The sequence below is a fragment of the Candidatus Borrelia undatumii genome (assembly GCF_020882015.2).
In the GTDB taxonomy this organism is placed as follows: Bacteria; Spirochaetota; Spirochaetia; order Borreliales; family Borreliaceae; genus Borrelia.
On sequence record NZ_CP086555.2, the window covers coordinates 238315 to 257929 of the forward strand.

General features: G+C 35.5%; 16 protein-coding genes and 1 tRNA gene. 13 read left to right on the forward strand and 4 right to left on the reverse strand.

Translation table 11 applies throughout. From position 1 onward, the window contains the following. Nucleotides 1-36: 36 nt before the first annotated feature. Nucleotides 37-639, reverse strand: a complete 603-nt coding sequence (locus tag LKV13_RS01170) for a deoxynucleoside kinase (RefSeq protein ID WP_229089671.1) — start codon at nucleotides 637-639, stop codon at nucleotides 37-39. A gap of 239 nt (nucleotides 640-878) precedes the next feature. Between LKV13_RS01170 and LKV13_RS01175 the strand changes: the two genes are divergently transcribed. The 6 genes from LKV13_RS01175 to LKV13_RS01200 all read left to right on the forward strand — a co-directional run bounded on the left by LKV13_RS01175 (nucleotide 879) and on the right by LKV13_RS01200 (nucleotide 8172). Continuing rightward, nucleotides 879-1694: a hypothetical protein gene (locus tag LKV13_RS01175; protein ID WP_229088793.1), complete on the forward strand. Its 816-nt coding sequence runs from the start codon at nucleotides 879-881 to the stop codon at nucleotides 1692-1694. Between the two features lie 28 nt (nucleotides 1695-1722). After that, complete coding sequence (locus LKV13_RS01180) at nucleotides 1723-2490, forward strand: MIP/aquaporin family protein (RefSeq protein ID WP_229088794.1); 768 nt, start codon at nucleotides 1723-1725, stop codon at nucleotides 2488-2490. Nucleotides 2491-2525: 35 nt separating this feature from the next. After that, a complete protein-coding gene (gene glpK, locus LKV13_RS01185; RefSeq protein WP_229088795.1) occupies nucleotides 2526-4016 on the forward strand; it encodes a glycerol kinase GlpK in 1491 nt (496 codons plus the stop codon). Between the two features lie 102 nt (nucleotides 4017-4118). Beyond that, nucleotides 4119-5483, forward strand: coding sequence for a glycerol-3-phosphate transporter (gene glpT / locus LKV13_RS01190; protein ID WP_229088796.1), 1365 nt, complete (start codon nucleotides 4119-4121; stop codon nucleotides 5481-5483). Nucleotides 5484-5556: 73 nt separating this feature from the next. Continuing rightward, nucleotides 5557-6573, forward strand: coding sequence for a glycerophosphodiester phosphodiesterase (gene glpQ, locus LKV13_RS01195; protein WP_229088797.1), 1017 nt, complete (start codon nucleotides 5557-5559; stop codon nucleotides 6571-6573). Nucleotides 6574-6606: 33 nt separating this feature from the next. Beyond that, complete coding sequence (locus tag LKV13_RS01200; RefSeq protein WP_229088798.1) at nucleotides 6607-8172, forward strand: glycerol-3-phosphate dehydrogenase/oxidase; 1566 nt, start codon at nucleotides 6607-6609, stop codon at nucleotides 8170-8172. Nucleotides 8173-8430: 258 nt separating this feature from the next. Here LKV13_RS01200 and LKV13_RS01205 read toward each other — a convergent pair whose 3' ends face one another. From LKV13_RS01205 to LKV13_RS01215, 3 genes are read right to left on the reverse strand one after another with little or no spacing between them, the layout of a single operon-like run. Then, a complete protein-coding gene (locus tag LKV13_RS01205; protein ID WP_229088799.1) occupies nucleotides 8431-8925 on the reverse strand; it encodes a DUF327 family protein in 495 nt (164 codons plus the stop codon). Next, entirely contained in the window at nucleotides 8915-9463 is a 549-nt protein-coding gene (locus tag LKV13_RS01210; RefSeq protein WP_229088800.1) for a bactofilin family protein, read from the reverse strand. Before LKV13_RS01210 ends, LKV13_RS01205 begins: the two co-directional genes overlap by 11 nt. Further along, nucleotides 9464-10489: a M23 family metallopeptidase gene (locus LKV13_RS01215; RefSeq protein WP_229088801.1), complete on the reverse strand. Its 1026-nt coding sequence runs from the start codon at nucleotides 10487-10489 to the stop codon at nucleotides 9464-9466. 218 nt (nucleotides 10490-10707) lie between these two features. Between LKV13_RS01215 and rdgB the strand changes: the two genes are divergently transcribed. The 7 genes from rdgB (at nucleotide 10708) to LKV13_RS01250 (ending at nucleotide 19615) form a co-directional block, all read left to right on the forward strand. After that, on the forward strand, nucleotides 10708-11307 hold the full coding sequence (rdgB, locus tag LKV13_RS01220) for an RdgB/HAM1 family non-canonical purine NTP pyrophosphatase (RefSeq protein WP_229088802.1): 600 nt from the start codon (nucleotides 10708-10710) through the stop codon (nucleotides 11305-11307). Between the two features lie 124 nt (nucleotides 11308-11431). Beyond that, nucleotides 11432-13201, forward strand: coding sequence for an oligoendopeptidase F (gene pepF / locus LKV13_RS01225; RefSeq protein ID WP_229088803.1), 1770 nt, complete (start codon nucleotides 11432-11434; stop codon nucleotides 13199-13201). Nucleotides 13202-13216: 15 nt separating this feature from the next. Beyond that, nucleotides 13217-13921: a CDP-alcohol phosphatidyltransferase family protein gene (locus LKV13_RS01230; protein ID WP_229088804.1), complete on the forward strand. Its 705-nt coding sequence runs from the start codon at nucleotides 13217-13219 to the stop codon at nucleotides 13919-13921. 9 nt (nucleotides 13922-13930) lie between these two features. Further along, entirely contained in the window at nucleotides 13931-14539 is a 609-nt protein-coding gene (locus tag LKV13_RS01235; protein WP_229088805.1) for a DedA family protein, read from the forward strand. Nucleotides 14540-14558: 19 nt separating this feature from the next. Beyond that, nucleotides 14559-14642: transfer RNA gene (locus tag LKV13_RS01240), tRNA-Leu, on the forward strand. A gap of 127 nt (nucleotides 14643-14769) precedes the next feature. After that, a complete protein-coding gene (gene leuS / locus LKV13_RS01245) occupies nucleotides 14770-17301 on the forward strand; it encodes a leucine--tRNA ligase (RefSeq protein ID WP_229088806.1) in 2532 nt (843 codons plus the stop codon). A gap of 10 nt (nucleotides 17302-17311) precedes the next feature. Further along, the gene (locus LKV13_RS01250) at nucleotides 17312-19615 is read left to right on the forward strand and encodes an efflux RND transporter permease subunit (RefSeq protein WP_229088807.1); all 2304 of its coding nucleotides are present in this window, start codon (nucleotides 17312-17314) and stop codon (nucleotides 19613-19615) included.

The following is a 19615-nucleotide window of genomic DNA, read 5'->3' on the forward strand; positions in this document are numbered from 1 at the left end:
AATCTCTAAAAGCAAAAACGATAAGCCACAAGTAAATTATATTACAAGTCTATCCTCAATTAAAGAAATAATCCTACTTTTGTGTTCATCATCAAAAATATTGAAGCTATCATATTCAAGTTTCAATTTAGGAGACAAGTTGTAACTATCGTACCAACTTAAATATTTTCTATTAAGGTTATCAAGGTATTCTCTGGAAATTCCCGTCTCAAAACTTCTATTTCTATTCTTAATTCGCCGTTCAGCTTCATCAACACTACAATCAAGATAAATCATCAAAACGGCAGCCTGAATATGCTCTAACATATTGTCAAGCAAATCAAGATATATTCTATATTCATCGTCGGAAATATAGCCCCCCTCATTTAAAAGGGAGGCAAAAACACGATCCCCATAAATAGATCTATCAAGTATGCCTCCCTTAGTTCTAAATATAGCCTTTATAAGCTTAAACCTTTCATTTAAGAAATTAATCTGAACAGGAAAAGCCCATCTAGATTTATCCCTGTAAAATTTGTCTAAAATCGATAATGTAAATTCATTATTCAACTCACTATAAAAGGGGACATTAAGCTCCCTAGACAGAATGCTTCCAAGAGTAGTCTTTCCTGCACCAATTAAACCCTCGATTATAATCACCAAATTTGCCTCCAAAATTTAAATCAAAATCCATGATAGTTAAAAAACAGAATTATTTAAACATTCAAAAACACGAAGTGACTAGTGGCAAAAATCTTAAAAACATCTAACTCTTCCAAACAAACCACATTGTCGAATTTAGAACCTTTAAACCATTGACATTCATAATGATAAAAAATAGAATTTTTAGCGTAAGCATCATTCTAATCGTTTTAGTTCTGGTTTGGGGGAATATTTATATGGGTATCGAATCTATGGTGGCTAATTTGAATGAGTCGCCGTTACTTGGCGGTGTGGTGGGGGGCGTAGCGATTAGATTCACTCAGAAAGAGGGGACTCTTACCCAAAGTACCAACGAGAAGGGAATAGAGGATGTCAGTTCAAATGGGGCAAGCTGTGTCGCTCTGGATCGTGAAAAGGTTTGTGGTTTTGGTTGGCGGAAGTTTGGGATCTGTGGTATTAGACCCCCATCGGAAAGCCTATTAAGAGACGGAAATTTTGAGTACAGGGTCTTCTTTCACCACGCAATATGCGAACTTGTAAACTATCCAAAGCCGCATATGGATAGTTTGCAAGTTATAGGTGCGGAATCAGGCTCCATTAACACCCCAAGTAAAACCTCCAAGCTTGTGGACAGGTTTGCAGATTGTGGAAATGCTGCTGACCTATCGGAGAGCCCTCAAGAAGAGGAATTATTAGTTCTTGGGGGTGCGTTGTTGCGGAAATGTAAGCACAGCATTACTGTTCTTAATCGCACACTCCTTGAAGCAATGGATATCAAAGCATTAAGGAGAAAATCAGCAAATACTGCGTCAAGTGAATACGAAACAGAATTAGGCAAGTTTGTTGTGTTTGGAAACGAATTTAATAGTTCGGATATGCTAAATGCACATGAAAGAGCCGGCATAACAGAAAATATGAGTGAGTCACTGAAAAAGGCTTTGCACAGCAATGAAAACAACCCTCTGGGTTGGAATGGGTCTTTAGCCAACTACACAAATAATAACATAGTCAATAAATCCAACAAAGATTACAGAAAGTTGATTTTAAAGTAAGCTTATATTAAACATAAGGAGGTTATATATGGTTTATACGCGCTCTAAAGAGTTTGCTTCAGAATTCCTAGGGACATTTATTCTTTTAGCCCTTGGAACAGGTTCTGTAGCCATGACGGTCTTATTCCCATCAAGTCCAACTGTAGCAGGGGAAATAATAAAGGGAGGATATACAAATATAGTGTTTGGATGGGGTCTGGGTGTGACATTTGGGGTTTATACGGCTGCAAGAGTTAGTGGAGCCCACTTAAATCCTGCTGTTAGCATTGGACTAGCTATGACTGGAAGATTTCCAATGTCAAAACTCTTTCACTATATCTCGGCACAAATGCTTGGGGCTTTTTTTGGAGCTTTAATGACACTGGTGGTATTTTATCCCAAATGGATCGAAATAGACCCTAAATTTGAAACTACGCAAGGAATTATGTCCACTTTCCCTGCAGTCACTGGGTTTTTACCCGGCTTTATTGACCAAATATTTGGAACATTTTTATTGATGTTTCTAGTCCTGATTGTCGGACAATTTGTAAAAGAAGGAGCTAAGAACCCATTCTTTCCGTTTATTATTGGGGCAATAGTTTTGTCTATTGGAATAAGCTTTGGGGGAATGAATGGTTATGCTATTAACCCAGCAAGAGATTTAGGCCCAAGGCTACTCCTATTAGTGGCTGGTTTTAAAAATCATGGCCTTGATGACATCAGTGTAGCACTCATCCCTATACTAGGGCCAATAATTGGTGCCATTTTAGGCGCTATAGTTTATGGGTTTACCCTGGAGGAAAAAGAAAAGTCCTAGGCATAAATCCGAACGTTAAAGAAGGAGAAATTATCATGAAGTATATCCTATCTATTGACCAAGGCACTACTAGTTCAAGAGCAATAGTATTTGACAAGAATGCTAACATAAAGGGGCTCGCACAAAAAGAATTTACACAAATTTACCCACAAGCAGGTTGGGTTGAACATGACCCTAATGAGATATGGGGATCTCAACTAGGGGTTGTAGCAGAGGCATTAGCAAATGCAAGAACTTTTCCCAGTGAAATTGCAGCAATTGGAATTACAAATCAACGAGAAACTACCATTATCTGGGATAGAAGTACAGGACACCCGATTTATAATGCAATAGTCTGGCAAGACAGGAGAACAGCATCGATCTGCGATAAACTCAGAGCAGAAGGAAAAGATAAAATTATTTTAAAAAAAACAGGTCTTGTATTGGATGCCTACTTTAGTGGTACAAAAATAAAATGGATACTAGACAATGTTGCGGGAGCAAGAGAACGAGCGGAAAAGGGGGAATTGTGCTTTGGGACAATAGACACTTGGCTAATATGGAACCTTACTAAGGGGAAGGCACATATTACTGATTACTCTAACGCATCGAGAACTCTACTTTTAGATATAAAAACGCTTGAATGGGATGAAGAGATTTTGCAGATGTTGGACATACCAAAAGCAATTTTACCTGATCTTAGACAAAGCTCTGAAATATATGGTAAAACTGATTCCTCACTGTTTGGAGCAGAAATAACCATTTCAGGAATTGCTGGCGATCAATTTGCCGCAACATTTGGACAGGCTTGCCTTAAAAAGGGAATGGCTAAAAATACATACGGAACTGGATGCTTTGCCACTGTTAATATAGGTGGGGAAGCCATTATTAATGATAAGAATCTTTTAACCTCAATTGCATGGAGAATAAACGACTTAACAACTTATGTCCTTGAAGGAAGTGTTTTCATCGGAGGAGCTGTAGTTCAATGGCTAAGGGATAATCTTGAACTTTTCAGAAAAAGCTCTGAAGCAGAAGCGCTAGCAGCTTCAGTAAGTGACAATGGGGGAATTTATTTCGTTCCCGCATTCGTAGGTCTTGGAGCGCCTCACTGGGATTCCTACGCTAGAGGAACAATTATCGGACTTACAAGGGGGTCAACAAAAGCACACATCACAAGAGCCGCCCTTGAAAGCATTGCGCTGCAAAGCTTTGATGTACTAACAGCAATGAAGGATTCCGTTCAAAACTTCGAAATACAAGAGCTTAGAGTTGACGGAGGAGCTAGTAAAAATAACTTACTAATGCAATTTCAAGCTGATATTTTACAATGCAACGTTGTAAGGCCTAAAATTACAGAAACAACTGCCCTTGGGGCTGCATATCTTGCAGGGCTTGCTGTAGGTTACTGGGAAAGTGCCGAAGAAATTACAGACCTCTGGAAATCGGATAAAATCTTTGAGCCCTCAATGGAAAAAAGCAAAAGAGAAGATTTGCTTTATAATTGGAGCAAAGTAATTAATAGAGCGAAAGCTTGGATTAAATAAAACTAACCTCACTGGTCTAGCAGAAATATTGACAGGCTAGTGAGTTTGAAATTCTGTGTTTAATATTCAACGAGTTTTTATTTGTAACATAGGGAGATGGGTATGAAAAAGTTATTTAGTCTTCTAAGTCCGGCACCCCACATAAAAAGAGTAGACAAGGACATAGAGGATTCTCTATATAGAAGGTTGAGACTTCAAATATTCGCATCGATATTTATTGGATATGCCGGTTTTTATTTGACGAGAAAGATTTTCTCATTTGCTATGCCAGAGCTTGAGAAGGTTGGTTTCGGGAAAGGCCAATTGGGTGTAATATTGTCCGGAGTTTCAATTGCATATGGCTTCTCTAAATTTATAATGGGGAACGTCTCAGACCGAAGTAATCCCAGATATTTTTTATCACTTGGATTACTGTTAACAGCAGCAATCACCGTCACTTTTGGTTTATTTCCATGGAAAGCAATCGACACTATAGCAGCTGTAACGCTCATGTTTACTCTAATGTTCTTGAATGGATGGGTTCAAGGCATGGGATGGCCCGCTTGTGGACGTACTATGGTTCACTGGTGGTCAACAAAAGAGAGAGGAATAACTGTTGCCACCTGGAACGTGGCTCACAATACAGGAGCAGCTTTCTCTGGGATCATATCGTCTTGGGCATTACTCCACTTTAATGAATGGGAGGCTGTGCTTTATGTACCAGCGGGTATAGTTGTGGGAATTGCAATATTCGTTCTTCTTACACTAAGGGATACTCCTCAATCTGTAGGCCTACCCCCAATTGAAGAATATAAAAACGACTATCCTGAGAACTACACAAAGAAAGCAGAAGAAGAACTTAACGCAAAAGATATATTTGTAAAATATGTTCTTAATAATAATTTACTCTGGTACATAGCCATTGCTAATGCATTTGTATACTTTGTCAGATACGGTGTACTGGACTGGGCGCCTACATATCTATTACAGGTGAAAAGCTTTTCTATAAAAAATTCAGGGTGGGCTTATTCACTTTATGAGTTTTCAGCTATCCCTGGTACAATAATCTGTGGATGGATATCCGACAAGGTCTTTAAGGGGAGAAGAACTGAGACTGGAATAATTTTCATGGCTGCTACTCTTGTTGCAGTCGTTATCTATTGGCAATTACCAGAAAATACTCCGACACTTACAACTACTCTTTTGGCAATAATAGGATTCTTAATTTACGGACCTGTTATGTTGATTGGACTTCATGCTCTTGATCTTGCACCCAAGAAGGCCGCTGGTACCGCTGCAGGATTTACTGGGCTATTTGGATATATAGGAGGTTCTGTAGCCGCCAGTGCTATTACAGGATTTGTGTTGCAATACTTTAATTGGGATGTCTATTTTTATTTGTTAGTAATTTCTTGCCTACTTGCAATCATATTCATAAGCCTAACGTTTGGACAAGAGAAAAAAATAGACAAAAAACAAAATCAATGAAAGAACATAATAATTACATGGAAATAGAAGGTTAACAAATATATAATGTAGGATTATATATGAGAGGTTCAATATGAAACAAATAAACCCCAGATTATTACTGTTCGTAATAGTCTCCCTTCTCGTTATTTCTTGTGAGAAGAAAAAAAGAGTAGGCACAAACAAGGCATCGCCTCTGGTTATAGCTCATAGAGGCGCTAGTGGCTACTTGCCAGAGCATACTCTGGAGGCTAAAGCATACGCACACGCTTTGGGTGCTAATTACCTAGAACAGGACGTTGTTCTAACGAAAGATGACATACCCATTATAATGCACGATCCAGAAATTGATACAACAACAAATGTCGCGGAGGTTTTTCCAAGAAGGATCAGAGAAGACGGCAGATATTATTCCGTCGACTTCACATTAAGAGAAATCAAATCACTCAAACTTAAAGAGAGATTTGATCCTAAAACTGGAAAACCAATATATCCTACCCGATTTCCTTTAAACGAATACAATTTCCAAATCCCAACTTTGGAAGAGGAGATACAGTTTATACAGGGATTAAACAAAAGTACAGGAAGAAATGTCGGAATTTATCCTGAGATTAAAAAACCCTTTTGGCACAAACAACAGGGTAAAGACATATCTAAAATCGTGATAGAGGTTTTAAATAAGTACGGTTATAAGTCAAAAGAAGACAATATTTATCTTCAAGTATTTGACTTTGATGAACTTAAGAGAATAAGAGAAGAGCTTGGTTATAAAGGGAAGCTTGTAATGCTTATTGGCGAGAACGACTGGAATGAAGCTCCAACTGACTATGAATACATTAAATCAGAAGAAGGTATGGCAGAAGTTGCAAAATACTCTGACGGAATTGGTCCCTGGATACCCCAAGTCATAATTGATGGAAAGGTAACAGGACTCACTTCCTTGGCACACAAACATAAAATGGAAGTTCATCCTTACACTGTGAGGATCGATGCACTGCCTTCCTATATAAAGGAGCCGAATGAATTGCTAAATTTACTATTCAACAAGGCAAGGGTAGATGGAGTGTTTACAGACTTTCCCGATCTGGTGTTAGACTTTGTAAGCAAGTAAATTTGTTAATAATAAGGAGAATATTTAGTTTTTATGAGTGGAGAAAATGAAAAAAAAGAGTTAAAGGGTCTCGCTGATCAGGATTTTGAACTGATAATAATCGGCGGGGGGGCAACGGGTCTGGGTATCGCGATAGATTCTATCACAAGAGGATATAAGACGTTGCTTATTGAAAAGTTCGATTATGCGAAGGGCACATCTTCAAAATCGACCAAGCTGATACATGGTGGTGTAAGGTATTTGGCTCAATTTAATATACCTTTGGTAAAGGAAGCATTGCATGAAAAAGCCTTACTTGAGCAAAATGCTCCTCATCTAGTTAATGAGTGCGCTTTTGTTACGCCCATATATAACATTTTTAGCCTACCTTATTACTATTTTGGGTTAAGTTGGTATCATAACCTTCTTGGGGAGTATAAAAAAGCCAAGTACAAAACAAGACTGCTATCAAAATCTGAAACAATAGAGAAAATACCAAACATTAAAACAGAAGGCCTTAAATGCTCAGTCCTATACTATGACGATTCTTTTGATGACGCTAGAATGGCAATAAGCATGCTTAGAACTTTTATTGAAAAAGGCGGTATTGCGCTTAATTATACGGAACTTGTAAAGTTTACCAAGGAGAATGGCAAAATATCAGGGGCTGTTATTAAAGACAGAATGTCTGATGAACAAGTTGTTATAAAGAGTAAATGTATAATCAATGCAACAGGATTCTTTGCAGATGAAATTAGGAAAATAGATGATCCTAACGCCCCCGATATTATTAGACCATCTCAAGGAACACATCTGATAATCGGAAAAGATAAATTCCATACAGACTATGCAATGCTTATACCCAAGACAAGTGATAATAGAGTCTTATTTGCGCTACCTTGGCACGATGGGGTTGTTTGCGGAAGCACAGATGTCCCGGTAGACAAAATTGAAGAAGAACCCAAGAGCCTGGAAAGTGAGATTGAATTCATAATAGACAATATGAACGCTTGTTTAGATGTTAAAATAAATAAGAGCGATGTCAAGAGCGTTTACACAGGGATTAGACCTCTTATAGTAGATCCTAAAGGAGAGCAAAACACCTCAAAAATATCAAGAGACGAGAAAATATTTATCTCAAACTCGAATCTCATTACAATTGCTGGAGGGAAATATACCACCTTCAGAAAGATGGCTGAAAAGACGCTGGGAAAAGCAATAGATGAAAAATTGATACCTTCCTCAACTTCTATTACAGGAAGTTTAAAGTTGCACGGATACATGGAAAGGGAGGACGTGCTAAAGATTCCTGAACCCTTTAGAGTCTATGGGAGTGATTTTAAAATTTTAAGTGAAATGGAAGGCTTTAACAATAAAATTCATGCAGATTTATCATTAAACGAAGCTCAAATCACATTTGCTATTGAATTTGAACAAGCAAAAACGGTAGAAGACGTTTTAGCAAGGAGGACAAGATCACTGCTACTGAACGCAAAAGCCACAATTGAAGCTACACCGAGAGTTGCTGAGATCATGATGCAGAAACTTGGTAAATCTGAAGAATGGAAAAATGACCAAATAAAAACTTTTTCAGAGATAGCACAAAAATATTTAGTTTAATTAAAGGGAGGGTATTTAACATCCTCCCTTTAAAAATCGAAGGCACCGCCTCAACAGAAACAACACACAATTTTCAATAACACCCCTTTTTGTCATAAACTCAAATAAAGGCAGCATAACAACTTTGAAATAGAAACAAAACAACCAAAGAATAAATTATAAACAACCATCGCATAACCTCTACCTCCTACATTACCCCTACGTACAAAAGCGCCACTCAATACGCAAACAACACCTCATAAAATCAAAGCAAATTGCTCATCTAAGCAAATTTACAAGTAATCCCTGTATTTCTTCAAGACTACTTAAAAGCTTAATTTGAGAAACTTGATTTTGCAGAACTGAATAGGCAAGATTATCGAGCTTTTCATTAATAATTTTAATAATGCGATACTTGGGTCTCTTTATCTCTCCACTGTTACCTCCCTTTTGCTCTTTAAGAGAGACAGAAGACGATAGAACAATAGATAAAAATTCTGCTATGGTTTTTTTGTAAAAAATTACATTCTGACGAGAGGGCTCGCTTAACAACTTTTCACCAATATCATTAATCTCATCTAACATATTCTTAATAAAATCAATATTAAATTCACCATTTTCAAGCAAAATAAAACGCTTATCTTCTCTTACAAATTCTGACCTAAATACCGAAGAGAAAACATTTGATTTACCAACATCAACCCTTCTCTTATTTCTCTTATAATCTCTTTGTTCAAGACTTAAAGCACCCGCTACTAAATTATTAATCTTCATCGATCTTACTCACACCATTGAATAAGTATTTATTACTCTCATCCATTTGAAAATTCCTAACAACCCGCTCTCCTTTCATATCCTTGTTTACTTCAATTAAAATGTCCTCATCTACCTTATAAGAACCTGTATAAATAAACACATCTTTCTCAGAAAGTCCAAGGTTACCAGTACCAATATTCATGTATCCATCGATAATTGCACCTTCCTCAACTTCAATTGACCTACAAGAAATATTGCCAATAACACATCCTGACTGAAAAACCTTAACTTTATTGTCAGCATAAATGTTTCCAAAAACTACTCCAGAAACAACAATCTCATCTGCGTTAATGTTTGACTTAATTCTCCCTGTTTCGCCTATTATGACTCTCTTGTTAGAACTAATGTTGCCAAGAAAATCGCCGTCAATACGAATAAAATTATTTGAAATTAATTCTCCCTTAAAAAAATCATTCTTCCCAACTATTGTTTTAATTTCATCAAAAACAAAAGTTGACGCTGTCTTCTTATTATTTAAACTCAAAAAATTCAACATCTACTTTGAAGCTCCTGTTGATAGATTTAAATACATATCCGGATTTACAACCTGAGATCCTATGCGGACTTCATAGTGAAGATGGGGCCCTGTAGAATACCCTGTTTGCCCAAGAAATCCAATCACCTGCCCTTTCTTGACGTAGGAACCTTTTGAGGCGTTTAAGCGAGACAGATGTGCGTAAAGAGTTGAAAGCCCATACTTATGCTTAATTTGAACAAAATTACCATAGCCAGTTGACTGATGACTAGCTCTGATTATCTCTCCATCAGCGGCTGCAACAATAGCTGTCCCAATTCTCACACCCGCAAGGTCTATTCCCTTGTGAATATACCATTGCCTTGTAAAAGGCTCGATGGCTGGCCCAAAATGCAAGGAAATAATACCATCCCCCTTAACAATAGGCCAAAGCGAGGGAATATCATTTAACAACTTGTTTTGTGAATGAAGTAATTTAACTATGCTCTTAAGAGGAGGAACAGAACCCTCTATTGTACTTTTGACATTTTTAAGATCACTCAATTCTTTAACTGCATTAGCCTCCAATACTTGTAAATCAAGAAAATCCGCAAGATCGCCATCTAATTTGCTACGGGTCAAATCAATACTACTCTCCTTTATTTTCAAGGCAGTCCTGAGCTCATCTAACACTTTAGAAAAAGTATTAGCAACAGCATTAATCTCAACGACTGTATTTCTAAAATCTTCAATCTCAGTCTCCGCAAGTTCATAATTTTTTTCAGTAGACCTAACAACAGCCGTAAGAGCAACGTAATTAACAGCTAGCAAAACAAATCCTACAAAAATGATAAGAAAAAATAGAAAAAACAAAAAAAGAGTTAAGAAAGAAATTTTTATATTCTTAACATTCCCTTTAACATGAGGGACAATCATAAAGCTAATATTTTGGCTAAAAAAAGAATAAGTATCATTCAAAAATTTAAGAAAAGAGCTAAGGATTGAAAAAAAGATCCTACCCAATCCCTTAAAAAACAAGGCAACTTTATATCTCATTTTCTTTCTCATCAAAACCCTACCTCGCTACCCTTATAAAGCTTTTTTGATAAACCCAACCCCAACCTCAGACCCCAACCATTGAAAAATACTATTTTTTCAAAATCCGCTTTCCATGTAATCATTATCTCATAACAATTCACGAATCAATAAATAAAACAACCAAAATGGCAGCGATAAAAGTGAATTACAAACACACAAACCAAAATAAATGGTTTACTATTTATACAATGAGAACATTATTCTTTGCAACTGCAAACATAAACAAGGTAAAAGAAGTTAAGAAAATTTTAAACATTCATAACATAAAAATTGAAGTTCCCAAAAATTTTGATATACAGGAAACAGGTACAACTTTTAAAGAAAATTCTTTAATCAAAGCGAAAGCTCTGTTTGAAGCCCTGGGCAAAAAATATCATGTATTTAGCGAAGATTCTGGTCTCTGCATTGAGGCCTTGGACCTAGAACCTGGCATTTATTCTAAAAGGTATGGAAAATATAAACTTGGGAAAAAACTCAATGCTCACGAAAAAAATCAACTCATTATCGACTTGATGAAGCATAAGACAGATAGAAAAGCATATTTTGTGTGTATGGTTAGTCATATTTCAACTGACGGACAAATAAGCACCTTTGAGGGTGTCTTTACTGGTAGCATTGCTTCTGACATTAATTGTTATCAAAAAAATGGATTTGGATATGATCCAATATTCCTAACTAATAACAATAAAAGACTCAGCGAGTTAAGTCTTGCAGAAAAAAATAAAATATCTCACAGAGGAATTGCATTTACGAAATTTAAGAATTTTATAATAGAGCGTTTCGCTTAATACCAAAACTCAAGAATCTCTCATATGTAAATCTTTCGTTTCTTGTAAAATCGGAAGCAAAGATTTAAAATGGTTACTATTCGTAGCTACGGTTGCTGTCGTGTTAAGTAAAGGGGAAAATTCAGTGATAGATAGAAGTAAGGTCGATGAGGGTGATAAATGGGATTTATCTTCCCTCTTTAAAAATGATGAAGAATACAGACAGGGGGTCAAAGAGATTAAATTAAAGCTTGAAAAGTTTCGCATGTATGAGAACCTAGAATTTGATTTAAGTACATTCAAGCAGGCTTTAAATGCTTATTACGAAATTGGAGAGGCACTAGAGAGAACAAATTATTACACCCATCTTCGGTTGGAAACAGATGTAAGTAGTAAAATTTCAAATGAGCTTCGCACAACGAATGTTAATCTAGAAACAGAAGTATCAAATGCCACTTCGTTTTTTATTCCAAAAATATTGAAATCAGACACAAAACAGATAAAGGAGTGGATTGAAAATACAGAACTTAAAGATAAAAAAATAGCTGTTGAAAGAATCTTAAGAGAAAAAGAACATGTTCTGAGCGAAGATGAAGAGAAAATATTGGCCAACTATACATCCCTTTACTCGTCTTATAATGATATATTTTCTGCTTTAACCAATGCTGATATGGAATTTGGAGAGGTTGAGGGAAGTCCTTTAACTAATTCCACTTATAGCTTATTTCTTCACAATGAAAACCAGGAGATAAGGAGAGAGGCCTTTTTTAAATTTTATAAAGAATATCGAAAACATGAAAACACGTTGTCTAATCTTTTAATTGCTGATATGAATAAAAGCAAGTTTTTGGCCAGAACGAGAAAATTTGAAGACACTATTTCAATGAAGCTCTTTGGCAATAACATTGACAGAAAGGTTTACACAAATTTAATTGAAACAGTTAGTGAAAATTTGTCTGCCGTCCATGAATATTATGAGTTTAGAAAAAACATACTCAATCAGGAATATCTTAATCACTATGATGTTTACGTCCCTTTAACGAAAGACGTCAAGTTTAAAAATTCTTTTCATGATGCTTGTGATAAAATCTTGCAATCTCTAGAAATACTAGGGGTTGAATATGCTGAAATGCTTAGAAAAGGATTTTTTGAAGATCGATGGGTTGATAAATATGAAAATAAGGGAAAAAGATCCGGAGCCTTTAGTGCAGGGTCCTACAATGGCAGGCCTTATATACTCATGAATTATAAGGACGAATCTATAAGAGAAATGTTTACTCTGGCACATGAGGCAGGTCATTCTATGCATTCTTATTTCAGCATTAAAAATAATCCATTCCCTCATTATCAATACTCTATTTTTGAAGCAGAAATAGCGTCCACAGTGAATGAACAAATACTTGCAGATTACTTGCTGCAAAATGAAAAAGACATTGAAAAAATAAAATACATAAAACTAACCCAAATTGATGATCTACTTGCAACATTCTTCAGACAAACAATGTTTGCCGAATTTGAATATATTATTCATGATATGATTAACAAAGATGAACCTGTGGTAAAAGATACGTTAAAGACAACTTATGCAAAGTTACTGGAAAAATATTTTGGCTCAAGCCTTAAGTTTGATGAGAATAGTTCTCTAGAATGTCTCAGAATTCCTCATTTTTATTCACCCTTCTATGTGTATCAATATGCCACGGGTATTACGGCTGCTCTTTTAATATATAAGAATATAAAAGAGAACAAGGAGGATGCAATTAAGGACTACATGGAATTTTTAAAAACAGGAGGCTCAAAATATCCCTTAGATTCTTTAAAAATCACCGGAGTTGATTTAACGTTAAGATCAACAATAGAGAATACAATTAGTATATTCAAAGAACGTCTTGAGGACGTAAGACAATTATTTTAACAAAGGGACAGGCTTTTGAAAAAATTAAACCTCCTCTTAGCTTGGACAATACATATTTTAACAGCATCTGGGTTAATAGTTGGCCTCTGCTCGATAATTGCCATAGTGAATGAAAATTATTCTCTTTTATTAAGGCTTACCGTTATTGGCCTTCTGATTGATGGAATTGACGGTACATTAGCAAGAAAGCTTAAGGTCAAAGAATTAATACCAACAATTGATGGCGCACTTCTTGACAATATTGTAGACTATATAAATTATGCATTCGTCCCCACAGTATTTCTTTATAACGGCGCTTTTTTAAAAAATGAACACAAAATAGTAGCTTGCATTGGTGTTTTGTTAGCATCGGCATATCAATTTTCAAGAACAGATGCAAAAACAAGCGATGATTTCTTTAGGGGATTTCCATCTTTATGGAATTTGTTAATAATTTTCAATCTCATTTTCGACATAGGGCAAACCGTAAATTTTACTATAATAGTAATGTGCACTACTTTAAGTTTCGCACCGATTAAATTTGTTTATCCGTCAAAAACCAAGGAATTTAGACTTCTAACAATTACCTTAACAGTATTAACTTCTTTTGCCTTCATATTGACAATATTCATGAAGCTACCAAAAGCTTATCTAGATACATCAAAAATGCTAATGATTTTTTACTTTCTGTACCTCACGTTAATTAGCTTGTATTTAACGTATAAAACAAGAGAAAAATAACGAGAGCTTATGCATGTGATACTGGAATTTATAGATCTCAACATAGGTTACGCTCCCGTGGTGTTTTTTACACTACTTATTCTTGCAGGATTTAATATCCCAATCTCCGAAGATGCGATAGTAATAATGGGAGGCGTGCTCTCCAGCCGAAAAAATGAGTACACAACCTTAATATTTTTAGGAATTTTCTGGGGAGCCTATATTGGAGATATAATTTCGTTCTATATAGGAAAATTTTTAGCTTATAAGTTATTCAAACATAAGCTAAAAGCTAACAAACTCATCAATACAATGAACTATTATTATGGGCGATATGGGAGTTTAACTCTCTTCTTTGGAAGATTCATTCCATTTGGGGTCAGAAATGCAATATTTATATCAGCAGGAATGGGAAACATGAGACCTCGTCATTTTCTCCTAGCCGACTTCCTCGCAGCTATCACATCAATCACAGTTTATTTCACATTAAGTTTTAAAGTAGGGGCGTCATTTAAGATGATATTTCCTAAAATAAAAACAATACTATTAATAACATTTGTTATTTTGACGATAATCATTTTGATCGGGGTTTTTATAAAAAGGAAAAAAATACAAAAAGTTGACAAAGATTTTGAATAAAAAATATAATTGCTTGTACGCTGTGGTGGTGGAAGTGGTAGACACGCTAGCTTGAGGGGCTAGTGGGCGAAAGCTCGTGCTGGTTCAAGTCCAGTCCACAGCATGATCAGGGGTGATTTTGCCTTCATATTCAAGATGGTGGGAAGTTGGTTTATTTTTTAATGAAATAGCTATAGAATTTGAGGGTGGCTTGATAATTTTAGAACAAAGATTAGTTTACTGAGGAGCGGATGTCTGGATACGACTTTAGAAAGATAGAGAAAAGATGGCAAGACTACTGGGATAGAAATAGGACGTATAGGGTTGATGAAGATCCCAATGTTCCCAAAGAAAAGAGGATTTACATTCTTGACATGTTCCCCTACCCCTCAGCCGATGGACTCCATGTCGGGCACCCTTTGGGCTACACCGCAACTGATATATTGGCAAGATATAAACTTCTGAACGGGTTTAACGTGCTTCATCCGATGGGGTTTGATAGCTTTGGACTACCTGCAGAAAATTATGCGATACAAACGGGCAATCACCCGAAAAAGATAACAGAAGATAATATTGAAAAATTTAAAGAACAAATTAAGGCTTTAGGATTTGCATATGATTGGGACAGGGAAATCAGAACTCATAATGAGAGCTACTACAGATGGACACAATGGATATTTCTAAAATTGTACAGAAAGGGGTTAGCTTATACAAAAGAAATGCCTGTTTGGTATTGCCCTGATCTTGGAACGGTATTGTCGAATGAAGAAGTAATACAGACACCTAGCGGTCCAAAATCTGAGCGGGGTCTCCACAGGGTAGAAAGGAAACCCTTAAGACAATGGGTACTTAAGATCACAGAATATGCAGAAAGATTGGCTGAGGATCTTAAGGAGGTGGACTGGCCCGAATCGGTTAAGGAGATGCAGAGGAACTGGATCGGCAAATCAATAGGGGCTGAGATCGAATTTGAAGTAGCGGGAAGCAAAGAAAGGATTAAAGTATTTACAACAAGGCCAGATACAATATTTGGGGCGACGTATTTAGTACTGGCACCAGAAAATGACATAGTAGATAAAATAGCAAAAGAGGAACTTAAACCCTTTATATCAGATTACAGAAATGAAGAATACCTTAAAAGCGATCTTGAAAGGACTTCCCTTGAGAAAGATAAAACAGGGTTATTCACGGGTGCATATGCTATTAATCCGATTACCCAGGAAGAAATCCCAATATGGATAGGCAGCTATGTACTTGGATCTTATGGCACTGGTGCTGTCATGTGTGTTCCAGCTCATGATGAAAGAGATTTTAAATTTGCTAGAAAGTACAATCTAGAAATAAGACAGGTGGTAGTTTCACAGTTGGGAAATAACGAAATATTGGAAAAGCCATTTATTGAGGAGGGCGTCTCCTTTAACGCACCTGAAGAATTTAATAATCTGCAAACTAGCGAAGCAAAAGAGAAAGTAGTAGAATGGCTCATTAAAAATAATAAGGGAAGGAAAAAGGTTAACTACAAGATCAGAGATTGGATTTTCTCAAGACAGAGATATTGGGGTGAGCCTATTCCTATTATTCTTGATGAAAGTCTAAATGCAACTCCATTGGAAGAATGTGAATTACCGCTAAGACTTCCAGAGGTGGAAAATTACAAACCATCCGGTACAGGCGAATCTCCTTTAGTCAGAGTTCACGATTGGGTAAATGTAGAATATAACGGGAAAATATACAAAAGAGAGACAAATACAATGCCTCAATGGGCAGGTTCCTGTTGGTATTATATTCGATATCTTGACCCAAATAACGAAAAAGAATTTGCTAGTAAAGAGAAAATTAACTACTGGTTGCCAGTTGATCTTTATATCGGAGGCGCTGAGCATTCAGTGTTACACCTCCTATACGCAAGATTTTGGCACAAAGTGCTATACGACTTGGGGTACGTTAATACAAGAGAGCCTTTTAAAAAACTTGTAAACCAAGGAATGATAACATCATTTGCATATCAGGATGAAAACGGAATTCTAGTTCCCAATGATGAGGTTACAGAAAGAGGCAACAAATTTTTTACTAAAGGTGATAACAGAGAATTAAAGCAGATAGTTGCTAAGATGTCAAAATCGCTAAAAAATGTCGTAAATCCAGATGATATTATCAATGAATATGGAGCGGACTCAATGAGAATTTATGAAATGTTCATGGGCCCTTTAACCGATTCAAAACCTTGGAATACAAAAGGACTAATTGGGGTTTTTAGATTCTTGAATAAGATTTGGACTATCAAGAATAAAGAATTGACAACACAGACAGCGCCTAGGGAAGTAATATCCGAACTTCACAAAACAATAAAAAAAGTGACAGAAGATATAGAAAGATTAAGTTTTAATACTGCAATATCATCATTAATGATATTTGTAAATGAACTTTTGAAATATGAGAAAAACTATAAAGAAATATTTAAGCCCTTTATTATCATATTATCTCCCTTTGTACCTCACCTAGGGGAGGAGTTGTGGGAATTTATAAAAGGAAGACCTAGCATGTTTAAGAATGCGAAATGGCCAAAATATGATCCAAATCTCATTATTGATGACACGAAAGAGATTGCATTGCAAGTCAATGGAAAAATAAGAGACAAAATTGTAATCAATACAGGTACAAGTGAGGATGATATTAGGGAAATTGCATTAAAAAATAGCAAAATCATGAAAAATATAGAAAACAGACAAATACTGAAGATAATCACGGTTAAAGATAAGCTTATAAACATAGTAACAAGATAAAGAGGCGGAAATGAATTTTGAAAAACTAACCATTAAATACAGAATCCTTGTATTCCTATTATCCACATTGATAACTGTTTTTTTAGGAATTTTTTGGAAAAACATAGAATTTGACTCTAATATTTTGAAGCTTATTCCAAAAACCGAAGAGACTGAAAGAATAATAGACATAGATAAAAGCAATTCACTCTTATCGACAATCGTATTATTTAAAGATAAAAAGAGTGTTTTTCGTAAGGAAACCTTTGAAAAGATTAGTAAAGTAGCAAGTGATATAACCAATATATTAAAAGTAACACCTAACTCTGTTACAAGCATATTCACTTACTTTCCGCAATTTAAAAGAGACACATACACAGATGAAGAAATAGCTAAAATAAGAGAAAAAGTAAATTCAACGTCTTTTGTAAAAAACACGTTTTTAAACAATGATGAAACTTTAACTTATTTTATAGTCGTTCCCACAGAAGTCGAAAAAATAAATTTTAGTCGAAGCCTAAAAAGCGAACTTGAAGAGATGGAAGCTGCAATAAAAAAGTATGAAACTGATGAGCTTAAACTTTATTTGACAGGCGATCTTGTGGTAAGAGAAAAAATACTCAACTATATGGCTGACGACTTTATCTTCTTGGGTCCATTGGCTACTCTTGTAGTAATTTTATCGCTTTATTTTGTTGTAAAGCATATAGCAGGAGCCGTCATACCTGTACTCATTGCGACATTTGCATTAGCTTGGACTTTTGGAATTAAAGGTCTTGTAAGGTCTCCTATTACTGTTCCAGAGACCACAATGGTTGTTCTACTTATTTCGATTGGATGTGCTAACGCTGTACACATAATAAATGGCATACTTAAGAGAATAAAAAAGGAACCTTTGTCTATAGAAACAATAACTACTACAGTAAAAACTTTAAGAGTGCCGATACTTTTAACCTCGCTTACAACAGCGCTTGGCTTTTTATCGTTGATGACTTCATCAATTCAAGCATACAGAACAATGGGTATTTTTATGGCGATGGGAGTAACTATTGGAATGGGCATGTCCTTATTAATATTACCTGGAATATTAGTCTATGTACCATTTAAACATAAAGAAATAAAGGGACGTAAGATTTCAAGAAATAGTTTTCTTGAAATCCTCTCAACAACAAATCAAAAGATCACAAATTGGATATTAAGTAACAAATATCTCTCATCTATCATAACTTTATTCATTTTATTCATATCTATCATAGGACTTCTGAAAATAGAAATTAACTTTGATGAGAAAGATTATTTTCAAGAATATACAAGCGTAAAGCAGTCGTTAAATTTGATGCAAAAGGAGATAGGAGGGATTTCAATTATTAAAATTGAAATCAACGGCACTCCTGGTGTATTCAAAAATTCAAAAAATATGCAAAATTTAGACTTAATTACGGATAAGATTGATTCATTTACTGATAAAACACAATCTAGTTCAATAAACGGCATTATAAGATTTATGAACTTTAAGTTTAAGAAAGAAAATCCAAACGAATACAAACTCCCTGAAAATCAATCCATATTAAATAAACTAATCCTTCTTATCAGCAGAAGTAGCTCCATGAGAAACATGACAAAAATGTATGTCAATGACGATTGGTCCCAAATATCAATCATTGTAAGAATTGATAAAAATTCAACTGAGGAAATAAAAATTTTCGCGGATTATGTAAGCAATTTACTTCATGAGCATATGCCAGGATATGAATACCACTTGTCAGGAGCATACGACAAAATATTAATATCTAAGACCATGGTGGCAGAACAAATCACTAATATTATTACAACGCTTAGTGCAATAACGATATTGCTAATGCTATTCTTTAAATCAATTAAAACTGGAATAATCATCGCGATTCCGGTTGCATGGTCCGTATTCTTGAATTTTGCTGTAATGAGACTTTTCGGTATAACACTAAACCCTGCAACAGCAACAATTGCATCCGTTAGCATGGGTGTAGGAGTAGATTACTCCATACACTTCTTTAACGCATTCAAATTAAACTACCAAAAAGCAAATGATTACAAAATAGCTTTACTTGAATCAATTCCAAATGTATTTAATGGAATTTTTGCAAATTCAATTTCGGTAGGTGTAGGGTTCCTAACATTGATATTTTCCACCTACAAAATAATCGCAACACTTGGAACCATAATAGCTTTTACAATGCTAACCACCTCTCTTGCCTCACTCACACTACTTCCACTGCTAATTTATCTATTCAAGCCCAAGATGGAAACACTAAAAATACCAAAATTAAAGACAATACCGATAAGTAACAAAACTTAA